Below are 13,916 nucleotides of genomic sequence, written 5' to 3' on the forward strand. Positions count from 1 at the left end.
CGGGAGAGATACTCACCGGAGAGGTCTTTCTTTTTTTCTCGGTAGAGAGCAAGGGCAAGCCGGATGATTGAGCCGCTTTCGCATTCCACATTCCATGGGACCACTTTCAAGGAAGAGATCGACGGCGATACGCTGCATGAAGAATGCGGCGTGTTCGGCATTCTCGGCCATGCCGATGCCTCGGCGCTGACCGCGCTCGGTCTGCATGCGCTCCAGCATCGCGGCCAGGAAGCAGCCGGCATCGTCTCCTTCGACGGTAAGCGCTTCCATCAGGAACGCCATATGGGCCTCGTTGGCGATCATTATACCGATCCCGCAACGCTCGCCCGCCTGCCAGGCTCCATCGCCATTGGCCACACCCGTTATTCCACCACTGGCGAAGTGGCGATGCGCAACGTGCAGCCGCTGTTTGCCGAGCTGGAAGAAGGCGGCATTTCCATTGCCCATAACGGCAATTTCACCAACGGCCTGACGCTGCGCCGCCAGATCATCGCGACAGGCGCCATCTGTCAGTCGACGTCGGATACCGAAGTCGTCCTTCACCTCATCGCCCGCTCACGCCACTCTTCCACCGCCGATCGTTTCATTGACGCGATCCGCCAGATGGAAGGCGGTTATTCGATGCTGGCGATGACCCGCACCAAGCTGATCGCCGCGCGCGACCCTATCGGCATCCGCCCGCTCGTCATGGGCGAACTGGACGGCAAGCCGATCTTCTGCTCGGAAACCTGCGCTCTCGACATCATCGGCGCGAAATTTGTGCGCGACGTTGAAAACGGCGAAGTCATCATCTGCGAAATCCAGCCTGACGGTTCGATCACCATCGACGCGCGCAAGCCCTCGAAGCCACAGCCGGAACGTCTCTGCCTGTTCGAATATGTTTATTTCGCCCGCCCCGATTCCGTCGTCGGCGGCCGCAACGTCTATACGACGCGCAAGAACATGGGCATGAACCTTGCCAAGGAAGCGCCGCTGGAAGCTGACGTCGTGGTACCGGTTCCCGATGGCGGCACGCCGGCAGCGCTCGGTTTTGCGCAGGAAAGCGGTATTCCCTTCGAATACGGCATCATTCGCAACCATTATGTCGGCCGCACCTTCATCGAGCCGACGCAGCAGATCCGCGCTTTCGGCGTCAAGCTCAAGCATTCTGCCAACCGGGCGATGATCGAAGGCAAGCGCGTGGTGCTGGTGGACGATTCCATCGTGCGCGGCACGACCTCGGTCAAGATCGTGCAGATGATCCGAGAAGCCGGCGCCAAGGAAGTGCATATCCGCGTTGCCAGCCCGATGATTTTCCATCCGGATTTTTACGGCATCGATACACCTGACGCAGACAAGCTGCTCGCCAACCAATATGCGGACGTCGAAGCGATGGCGAAATATATCGGCGCAGATTCGCTGGCCTTCCTGTCCATCGACGGGCTTTACCGTGCGGTGGGTGGCGAAAACCGCAACCCGGCGCGGCCGCAGTTCACGGACCATTATTTCACCGGCGATTATCCGACCCGCCTTCTCGACAAGAATGGCGAGGCCATGGGCAGCAAGATTTCCATGCTGGCCAGTAACGGCTGATAGGTGCGACAGAACAAGCGGCCACCGGTCTCCGGCGGCCGCTTTTTTCTTGCCTTTTATTCCGCACGTCAGCTGCGACAATTTAATTGCTTGCAGCGGGCGTCCGCGGCTTCGTAGAAGAAGGCGCAATCATTTCGGGAGAGACCATGACTATCGATCTCAAGGGGCGCATCGCTCTCGTTACCGGCGCATCGCGCGGCATCGGCTATTTCACCGCGCTGGAGCTGGCCAAAGCGGGCGCGCATGTCATCGCCTGCGCCCGCACGGTCGGCGGCCTTGAGGAACTGGACGACGCCATCAAGGCCGTCGGCGGCACGGCGACGCTGGTCCCCTTCGATCTCGCCGACATGAAAGCCATCGATGCGCTGGGCGCCAATATATACGAGCGCTGGGGCAAGCTCGATATTCTGGTCGCCAATGCCGGTGTTCTCGGCGTGATTTCCCCGGTCGGCCATATCGAGGCGAAGGTCTTCGAAAGGGTCATGAACATCAACGTCACCGCCACCTGGCGGCTGATCCGCTCGGTCGAGCCGCTGCTGTTGAAATCGGATGCCGGCCGCGCGCTCATCCTGTCTTCGGGTGCGGCCCATAGCTGTCGTCCCTTCTGGGGCGTCTACGCCACCTCCAAGGCGGCTGTTGAAGCGCTCGCCCGCACCTGGGCCGCGGAAACGCAGAAGTCCCCGCTACGCATCAACAGCATCAATCCCGGCGCCACGCGCACGGCGATGCGCGCCCAGGCTATGCCCGGCGAGGATCCGGCCACCGTGCCGCATCCGTCCGAAGTTGCCGCCGCCATCCTTCTACTCGCCTCGCCCGATCTTACCGAAACCGGCAAGCTCTTCGTCGTGCGTGAGAGGAAATTCGTGGAATATCGCCAGCCAGAATAAGCTTTTGGCCTGCGTCATTGCGGCACCGGCGAGAAACGCTTGACCACACAGAACCGCCGCGCCATAAGGCAAGGTATGAAAACAACGATCTGCACCTGCTGCTGAATAAATTTTGCTGGTTCGCCACCGGCCAGATCGTTTTCGTCTTCCCGCAAGGTCCAACAGACAAACGGTCCGGTCAGGACAATTGACTGCCTCTAGGGAACACCCGCATGTCCTTGCGCCTGAAACTCTACAATACCCTGACACGCGAAAAGGCGGAATTTGCGCCGATCGACCCTGATAATGTGCGCATGTATGTCTGCGGGCCGACGGTCTATGATTTCGCCCATATCGGCAATGCGCGCCCGGTCATCGTGTTCGATGTTCTCTATCGCCTGCTGCGCCACGTCTACGGCGAAAACCACGTCACCTATGCCCGCAACATCACCGATCTCGACGACAAGATCAACGCGCGGGCATTGCGCGACTATCCGCATCTACCGCTGAACGACGCCATCCACGCGGTGACGAAAAAGACGGCCGACCAGTTCCATGATGACGTCGCCGCCCTCGGCTGCCTTCCGCCGACCGTGGAACCCCGCGCCACCGACTATATTGCCGAGATGATCCGTCTCATCGAGCGGCTCATCGAGCGCGGCCACGCCTATACGGCGGGCGGCGAGGTTCTGTTCGACACGCGGTCGATGGCCGATTACGGCCAGCTTTCCAAACGTCCGCTGGACGAACAGCAGGCCGGCGCGCGCGTGGCGGTGGAAGCCCACAAAAAGAACCCCGGCGATTTTGTGCTTTGGAAACTGTCGTCCCACAACGAACCTGGCTGGGAGAGCCCCTGGGGTCTCGGCCGCCCGGGCTGGCACATCGAGTGCTCGGCCATGGCTGGCCGTTACCTTGGCGAAGTCTTCGACATTCACGGTGGCGGGCTCGACCTCATCTTCCCGCATCATGAGAACGAAATCGCGCAATCCCGTTGCGCCCACGGCACACATGTCATGGCCAATGTGTGGATGCATAACGGCTTCGTGCAGGTGGAGGGCCGAAAGATGTCGAAGTCCGAGGGCAACTTCGTGACGATCTACGAATTGCTGCACACGGAAAAATTCGGCGGACGGCAATGGCCGGGCGAAGTACTGCGCCTTGCCATGCTGATGACGCATTATCGCGAGCCGATCGATTTTTCGGTGAAGCGTCTGGAAGAGGCCGAACGCCTGCTGGCCAAATGGCCGGCGGCCGAAACCTCCGAGGCCGCGCCGGATGACACCGTCCTGGATGCGCTTGCCGACGACCTCAACACCGTTGCCGCCGTGCAGGCGCTGCATGCGCTGGCCCATGCGGCCAATACCGACCCTTCCAGACTACCCGCCTTCGCCGCCAGCGCCGCCCTGCTGGGTGTTCTGCCGAAGAAGACGGAGGTGGATGAGGCCATCGTTTCGGCTGTCGATGCGTTGGTGGAATTGCGTCTTGAAATGCTGAAGGCGAAGAACTTTGCGGAGGCGGATCGTGTTCGCGACGAGCTTTTGGAAAAGGGCATTCAGTTGAAGGATGGGAAGGACAAGGAGACCGGGGAGCGGACGACGACGTGGGAGATTAAGCGGTAATTTACTGCTGCGGCTTGGGGTTTACCCCCCTCTGCCCTGCCGGGCATCTCCCCCTCAAGGGGGGAGATCGATCTGTGGCGCGGTCTCGCCCATCTCAACGCTTAAGAGTGAAGTTGAGGTAGCGCCTCCTGCTGATCTCCCCCCTTGAGGGGGAGATGCCCGGCAGGGCAGAGGGGGGTAAGTCCCACGACACGCCCTTGCTTTCGACCACGCCATACTCCAATCTCGCAGCACCCATCAAGCCGCGAGCATCCCGTGCCCCACGCCAAGGTCAATCCTCAACATCGGTCACACGCCCGGCAGATGCGAAAGGCCATGACCGACGCAGAACTGAAGTTCTGGAACGCCGTCCGCGCTCACCGCCTTGACGGCATGTCTTTCAGACGCCAGCTGCCGGTCGCCGGATATATCGTTGATTTCGCTTGCCCCTCGCATAAGATCATTGTCGAACTGGACGGGTTTCAGCAGGCGGACGACGCTGCGGTAGCCTATGACCGAGAGAGAACACGCACGTTTGAGGAACTTGGCTGGACAGTCCTCCGTTTCTGGAACGAGGATATCCTCGGAGACATCGACAATATCTGTCTCCACATTATCCGAACGGTGAAGGAGGAACGACCATGACGACATATACCGGCGGATGCCAATGCGGCGCGGTCCGTTTTCGCGCCACAGGCGACCTGAAAGACAGTTCCATCTGCCATTGCCGTATGTGCCAGAAGGCTTTCGGGGCCTATTACGCGCCGCTGGTTTCGGTGCGCAACGTGGAATTCGAATGGACGCGCGGCGAACCGAAGCGGTTTCAATCCTCGAGCGTCGTCAAGCGCGGTTTCTGCCCGGAGTGCGGCACGCCGCTGACCTATGAGGCGCCGGATGGCGTGGCGGTGGCTGCCGGGGCATTTGACGATCCCGCAGCGCTGCCGCCAACCATTCAGTGGGGCGTGGAGCGCAAGATCGATTTCGTCGACACGCTTCACACGCTGCCTGCCGTTCCGACGGAAGACGACCTGACCTCGGTGGACTATCTCACCAATCTCGTCTCCTATCAGCACCCCGACCATGATACGGCACAATGGCCGCTGGAGAACAGACAATGAGCGAAAGTGGTTTTTCCGGCGGTTGCCAGTGTGGCGCGGTGCGTTTCCATGCGGGCAAGCTTGGCCGGGCCTCCATCTGCCATTGCCGCATGTGCCAGAAACATTTCGGCAATTTCTTCGGCGCCCTCGTCACAGCCGATCAGGCGCATCTGACCTGGACGCGCGGCCAGCCTGCCCTCTTTCGTTCGTCGCAGAAAATCCATCGCGGTTTCTGCAACAAGTGCGGCACGCCGCTGACCTACCATTATCCCGGCGGCGTCGAGATCGCCATCGGCGCTTTCGATGAGCCCGAGCGGATCGAGCCGCAGGTGCAGGTCAATGTCCACAAGCGCATGCCGTGGATAGAGCAGCTCTTCGGCAAGCCGACCGTGGAACAGGGCGTGGACGAGGCGGAGATCACCTCCTATCAGCACCCGGATCACGACACACAGGTCTGGCCGCCGGAAGACGAGCGCGCATGAGCGGAGCCGAGGGTTTCAGCGGTGGATGTCAGTGCGGCGCGGTGCGTTATCGGATAGAGGGCGGTCTTCGTTATCCGCATCTGTGCCATTGCCGCATGTGCCAGAAGGCATCGGGCAATTATTTCATGCCGCTTGCCGCAAGTACGCTTACGCAGTTTGAAATCACCCGCGGCGAAGCAACCTGGTTCCAGTCCTCCGATCACGTGCGTCGCGGTTTCTGCGGCCGGTGCGGCACGCCGCTGTTCTACGACATGCCGGGCGCCGATTTCATCAATATCGCCCTCGGTTCGCTGGACGAACCCCAGCGGATCAAACCCGAGGCGCAATCCAATCTCGCTGGCAAAATGCAGTGGTTCGGCGCACTCGATGGCTTGCCGATCGAGCCGGAGCCTGCAACGGATAGCCCTTCCCCTCGGGTGAACAATTGCCAGCACCCGGACCATGATACGGCCGAATGGCCAGCGAAGGATGATGACCCATGACCGAAGAATTGCGCGGCTTTTACCCCGAGATCGAACCTTTCGAGACCGGCATGCTCGATGTCGGCGACGGCCACACGATCTATTGGGAACGAGTGGGCACGCGCGGTGCAAAACCGGCGGTTTTCCTGCATGGCGGTCCCGGCGGCGGGGTGAATCCCACGCATCGACGCGTTTTCGATCCGGCCCTTTACGACGTCATCCTGTTCGACCAGCGCGGCTGCGGCCGCTCCACGCCGCATGCGGAACTGGAAGCCAACACCACATGGCATCTCGTTGCCGATATCGAAAGGCTGCGCGTGCTTTGCGGCTTCGAGAAATGGCTGGTTTTCGGCGGTTCCTGGGGCTCGACGCTGGCGCTCGCCTATGCCGAGACCCATCCTGACCGCGTCAGTGAGCTGGTTCTGCGCGGCATTTACACCGTCACCAGGCCGGAACTGGACTGGTATTACCAGTTCGGCGTTTCCGAAATGTATCCGGATCAGTGGGAAAAATTCATCGCACCCATCCCGCAAGCCGAACGCGGCGAGATGATGCAGGCCTATAACCGCTATCTCACCGGTACCGACGAGGCGAAGAAACTCGAATGCGCCAAGGCATGGAGCCAGTGGGAAGGGGCAACCATCTCGCTCGTCAGCGATCCCGACCGGGTCGCGGATTTCGGCGAGGACAAATACGCCATCGCTTTCGCCCGCATCGAAAACCACTTTTTCGTCAATGGCGGCTGGCTGGAAGAAGGCCAATTGCTGCGCGACGCCGGCAAACTTAACGATATTCCCGGCGTCATCGTGCATGGGCGTTATGACATGCCCTGCCCGCTGAAATATGCCTGGCAGCTGGCCAAAGCCTGGTCGAAGGCGGATTTCCACATCATCGAGGCGGCCGGACACGCGGTGAGCGAGCCGGGCATTCTTGATCAACTGATCCGCGCCAACGACCGTTTTGCCGGGAAATAACCAGTCCTTTCATCACCTTGCAACGGACGGATAAGAGAATGATTCACGCAGGGCGTCCTGCGCGGATCATTTCCTTCCGTCGCGGAGCAGCCCATTTCAAGGGCAGCGCGCCTTTTATTCATGCAGTTTTTCTCATGAACCCTTCACGGAAATGAATTGGCCGCCACTGTGGCGATCCGTTATAAAACGCCATCCGAACAATTGGCGGTACTCCCCATGGCACTCGACAAATCGCTCCCGGCCCAGGAGGGCGGCGACAGCGCGCGCGGTTTTGCTTTCGCGCTTTCCGCTTATCTGCTCTGGGGGTTTCTTCCCTTCTACATGAAAGCGGTTGCGCATATTTCGCCGATCGAGGTCATTGTCCATCGCGTCGTCTGGTCGGTGCCGATTGCGGCGGTCGTGCTGATTGCGCTCGGGCGCACGGCGGAAATCAGAACCGCGCTCAGAACCCCGAAGATGCTGGCTATGGCGAGCCTGACGGCCATCCTCATCAGCATCAACTGGGGCGTCTATATCTGGGCGATCGGCGCAGGCCGCGCGCTCGATGCCGCGCTTGGCTATTTCATCAATCCGCTGTTCAGCATTTTCCTCGGCGCGGTGCTTCTCAAGGAAAAGCTTTATCCGGCGCAGATCGCCGCTATCTGCCTCGTGGCGCTGGCGGTGGCGATCCTCACCTGGCATGCGGGTAGCCTGCCCTGGGTGTCCATCGCGCTCACCGTGTCCTGGGGTTTTTACGCCTTTTTCCGCAAGACTTTGCCGATTGGCGCAACGCAGGGTTTCCTGCTGGAAGTCATGCTTTTATCCATCCCTGCCGTGCTGGTGATGATCTGGCTCGCCTTCAGCGGACAGGCGCATTTCATGGGCGGCAACTCCGCCGATACTTGGCTTCTGGCGGCAAGCGGGCTTATCACCGCCGTTCCGCTCATCCTTTATGGCAATGGCGCAAAACTGCTGCGGCTGTCGACCATCGGCATCATGCAATATATCGCACCGACGATGATCTTCCTCATTGCCATCTTCATCTTCAAGGAGCCGTTCGACATGGTGCGCATGGCCGCCTTTGCGATGATCTGGGTGGCGCTGGCGATCTATACCGGCTCCAGCCTGCTGCGGCTCAAGCGGTAGTCTGTACTATCGTGGTCACCTTTCCGCTGTCTGGGGCAAATGGGTCTCAACAATTCGCCAGCAATCGCGGATACGCATAGTCGTTAAAGGCGGGAAATCACCGAAGGGTCGCCTTCCGGGTTCTGCTGCGCCAGCGCCCGGTCGATGATGGCGGGCACGATATCCTTCACCTCGTCGATGACGAGCGGGTTGAGAAGATGCGCGCGGTGAATGAAGCCCTGGTCGCGCATGTGTTGCACCAACTCGAGCATCGGGTTCCAGAAGCCGTTGATATTGGCAAAGACCATCGGTTTGGAATGGCGGCCAAGCTGCGCCCAGGTCATGATCTCGACGATCTCCTCCAGCGTGCCGACACCGCCCGGCAATGTCACGAAGGCATCGGACCGCTCGAACATCATATGTTTGCGCTCGTGCATGTCCTTGGTTATGACAAGCTCGTTCAATTGTCCGAGAGAATGGCGCGTCGCCTCCATATCGACCAGAAATTCCGGTATGATGCCGGTTACTTCGCCGCCATTGGAAAGAACGCCGCTGGCGACCGCGCCCATGATGCCCTTGGTGCCGCCGCCATAAATGAGGCGAATGCCGCTTTCGGCAAAGCATTTCCCAAGCGCGCGGCCTGCTTCCATATAAGCCGGATCACGTCCGGGCTGGGAGCCGCAATAAACGCAGATGGATCGAATCGATGTATTTTTGTCCGTCATGAAGGGAAGGAACTATGTGCGATGCGGCACGTCAAGAAAATTTGGGAAATCCCTTGCAAATATGGCCTTTTAGCCACTCGCCGCTTGTCTGGCGCAAGGTAAGGCGCTAGCAATCTCAACTTGTGTGAAAAGCTTGAAATACCCGGAGATTCCAGGATGAAAAATAATAAAGCCGGTTTGCTGGCGCTGGTCGTGCTGGGGATTGCGTCCCTGCTCATGATCTTTTTCGTCCTGCCGCGGATTTCAAACGACGGCAAACCGATCGGCGACGCTATCAACGAGGCCGGCGACGCTGTGAAGAACAGCGTTGAAATGGGCGCCGACAAGGCGGGCGACATTCTGTCCGACGCGGCCGAGGAAACCGCCAACATCGCCGACAAGGTCGGGCGGCGGGCGGCTTCCGCCACCCAGTCGATCAAGGATCTGACGACGCTTTTCGCCGACAGCAAGGTTCCCTCCGACGCCGATTTCGCAGCGGCGCGCAAGAAGGTCGAAACCTCGCTGAAGGAACTGACGAATATCGAAATTCCCGAGTCGCTGGACGAAACGACGTCGCGGCTCATCACTACGGCGCGCGCGGCCGCCGAGCGCACCACGGCGTTCCTGCGCGGCCTGCCTGACAATGCGGCGGCGGCGGCGGCCCAGGTGCGTCGTCTGGCTGGCGTCTTCGCCGGCACCGACGATGGTGCGCCAGAACCGGAAAAACCGGCCGCAGCACCCGCCGATGCGGCGCAATCATCATCCGCCACGCCGACTTTCGACGTGCTGCGCGTCGAGCCGGATGGTTCGGCCGTGATCGCCGGCAAGGCGCAGCCCGGTGCGAAGCTCGAAATCTTGAGCAACGGCAAAGTGGTCGCCCAGACGACGATCAACGGCGCCGGCGATTTCGCCGCCGTTTTCGACAATCCGCTGCCCCCGGGCGATCACGAGCTGGTGCTGCGTTCAACCGATGCCAATGGCAAGGCGACGCAGTCCGAGGAAGTGGCGACGGTTTCCGTGCCGGAGACCAAGTCGGGCGAGCTTTTGGCCATGGTTTCCAAACCCGGCAAGGCAAGCCGTGTGCTGGCCATGCCGGAGGCAGCACCGCCGGCGCTCCAGCCGCAGCAGGCAACGCCGTCGCAACAGCCTGCGGCATCTTCCGAAACCACAGCCAACACCGCGCCGGCCCCCTCCTCCGCCACGGCCGCCCCCAACGCAGCCGGTGCCTCGCTTACGTCGAGCGTTCAGGTCACCGCCGTCGAATTCGAGGGATCGAAGATCTTCGTCGCCGGTTCCGCGCCTGCCGGTTCGACGGTGCGTGCGCTGGTCGATGACAGGGAAATCGGCAAGAGCATCACGGAAGCCTCCGGTCATTTCGTCGTCGAAGGCGATGTCGAGCTTAGCGTCGGCAGCCATATCATCACCGTCGAGGAACTGAACGCCGACGGCGCCGCGAAACTGCGCGTGCGCGTTCCCTTCGAGCGGCCGCAGACCGACCAGGCGACCGTCGCCATGCAAACGCCGTCCGCTCCGTCGTCAGCCACAGCGACTGCGGCGCCGGCTGAAAACCAGAGCACGGCAAGTGATCGCGCAACTTTTGAAAAGCTGCGCGACGATGTTGCCAAGGCCTTCGGCATTCTTTCCAATCTCTACAAGGATCAGGCCACGCCGGCGCTCGATCAGGCCATTGCCGGCCGCTCCGCCGTCGTCATCGGCCTCAAGTCGCTTTCGGAATTCCGTACCGCCGCCGCGACAGATCCGGCCTTCACCGCTTTTGCCGGCGACATCACCGCCAAGGCGCGCCAGCTGCTGACATCGGTCGAAGCATGGCCGAACGATGTGGCGGCAATCGGCAAGGGTATCGCCTCGCTGGCAAGCCGCCTTGCCGAGCTCCACATCACGGCGCCCGCCGCTCCCGCTCCACAGGCGCCCGCCGGTCCGCAGACCTTCGAGCAGGCGCCGCTGGCAGAGAGCCAGAACAGCGTCATCATCCGCCGCGGTGATACGCTGTGGCAGATTTCCCGTCGTGTTTATGGTCAGGGCGTGCGTTATACGACGATCTATCTCGCCAACGAAGACCAGATCAAAAACCCCGACCTGATCGAGCCCGGCCAGATTTTCGGCGTGCCGAAAGAGGCGTTGCCGAATGCCGAGGAACTTCACCGCAAGCGGCTGAAGGGCGGCTCCTGAGCATTTCTAGCGTTGCGGTGAACGCGCAACAACCCTATCTGTGACACGCGCGGCGGCTTGACCAAAGCCGCCGCCCTGCTGTCGGCTTCCGGCAGTCACCGGAGCGAATGATGGCCACGAAGAAAAAAACCATTTCTGCGGATTCCAGCAATCCCATCCAGACGCTGATCAATCTCTGGCCCTATATGTGGCCGGAGGGGCGTTGGGATCTGAAGATGCGGGTGGTCTGGGCCACCGTGTATCTGGTCGTCGCCAAGCTGGTGCTGATCTCAGTTCCCTATTTCTTCAAATGGGCGACCGATGCGCTGAACGGCCGGCTGGATATGGCCGGGCTTGTTCCCGCCTTCCTGCTCGGAGCCGTCGCGCTGGTGATCGCCTATAATCTGACGCGGCTGATACAGGTGGGACTCAACCAGCTGCGCGATTCGCTTTTTGCAAGCGTCGGCCAACATGCCGTGCGTCAGCTCGCCTACAGGACCTTCGTTCACATGCACCGGCTTTCTTTGCGGTTCCATCTGGAGCGCAAGACCGGCGGACTGTCGCGGGTCATCGAGCGTGGCACCAAGGGCATTGAAACCATTGTCCGCTTCACCATTCTCAACACCGCGCCGACCCTCATCGAATTCCTGCTGACCGCGATCATCTTCTGGGCCTCCTACGGTTTTTCCTATGTGCTCGTCACGGTCATCACGGTCTGGGCCTATATCTGGTTCACCGTGCGGGCCAGCAACTGGCGCATCGGCATCCGCCGCGCCATGAATGACAGTGACACCGACGCCAACACCAAGGCAATCGATTCGCTCCTGAATTTCGAGACCGTCAAATATTTCGGCAATGAAGAGATGGAGGCGCGGCGTTTCGATGTCGCCATGGAGCGTTACGAAAAATCGGCGATCTCGATCTGGACCTCGCTCGGCTGGCTGAACTTCGGCCAAGGCGTTATCTTCGGCATCGGCTCCACCGTCATGATGGTGATGTCGGCGCTTGCCGTGCAGCGCGGCGAACAGACAATCGGCGATTTCGTCTTCGTCAATGCGCTGCTGTTGCAGCTTTCCGTGCCGTTGAATTTCATCGGCTTCGTTTATCGCGAAATCCGCCAGGGCCTGACCGACATCGAGCAGATGTTCGATCTTCTGGAAGTAGAGGCGGAAGTCACCGACAGGCCGGATGCGAAGCCGCTCGCAGCCGGACCGGGCGCGATCTCCTTCCGCGACGTGCATTTCGCCTATGACCCCGACAGACCGATCCTGAAGGGCGTTTCCTTCGACGTACCGGCGGGCAAGACGGTGGCCATTGTCGGCCCTTCGGGCGCGGGCAAATCGACGATCTCGCGGCTGCTTTATCGTTTCTACGATATTCAGGAAGGCTCCGTGACCGTTGACGGGCAGGATATTCGCGATGTGACGCAGAAGAGCCTGCGCTCGGTGATCGGTATGGTGCCGCAGGATACCGTGCTTTTCAACGACACGCTCGCCTATAACATCCGTTATGGCCGCCCCTCCGCCACCGACGAGGAACTGAGGGCTGCGGCGGATGCGGCGCAGATCAGCGCCTTCATCGGCAAGCTGCCGGAGGGTTACGCCACCATGGTCGGTGAACGCGGCCTGAAGCTTTCCGGCGGGGAAAAACAGCGCGTGGCGATTGCCCGCACGATCCTCAAAGGGCCGCCGATCCTCATTCTCGACGAGGCGACCTCTGCGCTCGATACGCATACCGAGCAGGAAATCCAGAGCGCGCTCGACATCGTCTCGAAGAACCGCACCACGCTGGTCATCGCCCATCGTCTTTCCACCGTCATCGGCGCGGATGAGATCATCGTGCTGAAGGACGGGCAGATCGCCGAACGTGGCACGCACAGCTCGCTGATGGGGCAGAACGGCCTCTACGCCTCGATGTGGAGCCGCCAGCGCGAGGCGATCCGTGCGGAAGAGGTGCTGCGCCATGTGCGCGAAACCGACGATCTGGGTGTCATCGACCGCGGTGAACCGGCGCATTGACGCGCATAACCCCGGCCAACCGGGCCTCATGGCCCCCGGCCCATTGCCCGGCGGCGCGTTTGGCTGTAACCAGCTAGGCAAAATTTGTCGCATTGCCGTGTGGCTCATGTCGTATCACGACCACATACAGACGCGACAGACGACAACCGGAGCAAGGAATCTCATGAATTTGTTCGACACCATTCGCAACACCATCGTACCGATCCACAAGGAAGGTTATGTCTTCGTGGCGGCCTTCTTCGTCGCATCGTTGGTGCTCGGCTGGATCGCCGAACCGCTGTTCTGGGTCGGTCTCGTGCTGACGGCCTGGTGCGCCTATTTCTTCCGCGATCCCGAGCGTGTCACGCCGCAGGATGACGACCTCATCATCAGCCCGGCCGATGGCAAGGTTTCCGCCGTGCAGAGCGTCGTTCCGCCGCTGGAACTGGAACTCGGCAGGGAGCCGATGGTTCGCATTTCGGTGTTTATGAACGTGTTCAACTGCCATGTGAACCGCGCGCCCGTGCGTGGCCGCATCGTCAATGTCGCTTACCGTCCCGGCCTCTTCCTCAATGCCGAAGTGGACAAGGCTTCCGAAGACAATGAGCGCAACGGCCTCGTCATCGAGACCTCGCACGGCAAGGTCGGCGTGGTGCAGATCGCCGGCATGGTTGCCCGCCGCATCGTCTGCTGGGTAAAGCCGAATGAACCAGTCGACGCCGGTGAGCGTTTCGGTCTTATCCGTTTCGGTTCGCGCCTCGATATCTTCCTTCCCGCAGGTTTCGAGCCGCGCGTATCGGTCGGCCAGACGGCGATTGCCGGTGAAACCGTGCTCGCCGAATTCGGTTCCGCCAAGGGTCCGGTCGTCAGCCGCCGCGGCTGACGGAAACAG

General features: G+C 60.8%; 13 protein-coding genes. 12 read left to right on the top strand and 1 reads right to left on the bottom strand.

Annotated features, from left to right (window positions below; genetic code table 11):
- Positions 1-63 precede the first annotated feature (63 nt).
- The 9 genes from purF to rarD all read left to right on the top strand — a co-directional run bounded on the left by purF (position 64) and on the right by rarD (position 8,175).
- Positions 64-1,572, top strand: coding sequence for an amidophosphoribosyltransferase (purF, locus tag BS627_RS07825; RefSeq protein WP_077982580.1), 1,509 nt, complete (start codon positions 64-66; stop codon positions 1,570-1,572).
- A 146-nt stretch (positions 1,573-1,718) separates the two neighbouring features.
- Complete coding sequence (locus BS627_RS07830) at positions 1,719-2,459, top strand: SDR family NAD(P)-dependent oxidoreductase (RefSeq protein ID WP_077982981.1); 741 nt, start codon at positions 1,719-1,721, stop codon at positions 2,457-2,459.
- 212 nt (positions 2,460-2,671) lie between these two features.
- Positions 2,672-4,057 (top strand): cysteine--tRNA ligase, encoded by a 1,386-nt coding sequence (gene cysS / locus BS627_RS07835; protein ID WP_077982581.1) that lies wholly within the window; start codon positions 2,672-2,674, stop codon positions 4,055-4,057.
- A gap of 315 nt (positions 4,058-4,372) precedes the next feature.
- Positions 4,373-4,681, top strand: a complete 309-nt coding sequence (locus BS627_RS07840; protein WP_245307030.1) for an endonuclease domain-containing protein — start codon at positions 4,373-4,375, stop codon at positions 4,679-4,681.
- Positions 4,678-5,154, top strand: a complete 477-nt coding sequence (locus BS627_RS07845) for a GFA family protein (protein ID WP_077982583.1) — start codon at positions 4,678-4,680, stop codon at positions 5,152-5,154. The genes BS627_RS07840 and BS627_RS07845 overlap by 4 nt, the downstream gene beginning before the upstream one ends.
- A complete protein-coding gene (locus BS627_RS07850; RefSeq protein WP_077982584.1) occupies positions 5,151-5,615 on the top strand; it encodes a GFA family protein in 465 nt (154 codons plus the stop codon). The genes BS627_RS07845 and BS627_RS07850 overlap by 4 nt, the downstream gene beginning before the upstream one ends.
- Positions 5,612-6,097, top strand: a complete 486-nt coding sequence (locus BS627_RS07855; protein ID WP_077982585.1) for a GFA family protein — start codon at positions 5,612-5,614, stop codon at positions 6,095-6,097. The genes BS627_RS07850 and BS627_RS07855 overlap by 4 nt, the downstream gene beginning before the upstream one ends.
- Positions 6,094-7,050, top strand: a complete 957-nt coding sequence (gene pip, locus BS627_RS07860) for a prolyl aminopeptidase (RefSeq protein ID WP_077982586.1) — start codon at positions 6,094-6,096, stop codon at positions 7,048-7,050. The genes BS627_RS07855 and pip overlap by 4 nt, the downstream gene beginning before the upstream one ends.
- 216 nt (positions 7,051-7,266) lie before the next feature.
- Positions 7,267-8,175 (top strand): EamA family transporter RarD, encoded by a 909-nt coding sequence (rarD, locus tag BS627_RS07865; RefSeq protein ID WP_077982587.1) that lies wholly within the window; start codon positions 7,267-7,269, stop codon positions 8,173-8,175.
- Between the two features lie 83 nt (positions 8,176-8,258).
- Here rarD and BS627_RS07870 read toward each other — a convergent pair whose 3' ends face one another.
- Positions 8,259-8,879, bottom strand: coding sequence for an LOG family protein (locus BS627_RS07870; protein ID WP_077982588.1), 621 nt, complete (start codon positions 8,877-8,879; stop codon positions 8,259-8,261).
- A 156-nt stretch (positions 8,880-9,035) separates the two neighbouring features.
- Here BS627_RS07870 and BS627_RS07875 point away from each other — a divergent pair, with 156 nt between their 5' ends.
- The 3 genes from BS627_RS07875 to BS627_RS07885 all read left to right on the top strand — a co-directional run bounded on the left by BS627_RS07875 (position 9,036) and on the right by BS627_RS07885 (position 13,907).
- Positions 9,036-11,048, top strand: coding sequence for a LysM peptidoglycan-binding domain-containing protein (locus BS627_RS07875; RefSeq protein ID WP_077982589.1), 2,013 nt, complete (start codon positions 9,036-9,038; stop codon positions 11,046-11,048).
- A gap of 110 nt (positions 11,049-11,158) precedes the next feature.
- Entirely contained in the window at positions 11,159-13,045 is a 1,887-nt protein-coding gene (locus BS627_RS07880) for an ABCB family ABC transporter ATP-binding protein/permease (protein WP_077982982.1), read from the top strand.
- Positions 13,046-13,151: 106 nt separating this feature from the next.
- Complete coding sequence (locus tag BS627_RS07885; RefSeq protein WP_077982590.1) at positions 13,152-13,907, top strand: phosphatidylserine decarboxylase; 756 nt, start codon at positions 13,152-13,154, stop codon at positions 13,905-13,907.
- Positions 13,908-13,916 lie beyond the last annotated feature (9 nt).

It is taken from the genome of Agrobacterium salinitolerans, assembly GCF_002008225.1.
GTDB lineage: Bacteria > Pseudomonadota > Alphaproteobacteria > Rhizobiales > Rhizobiaceae > Agrobacterium > Agrobacterium salinitolerans.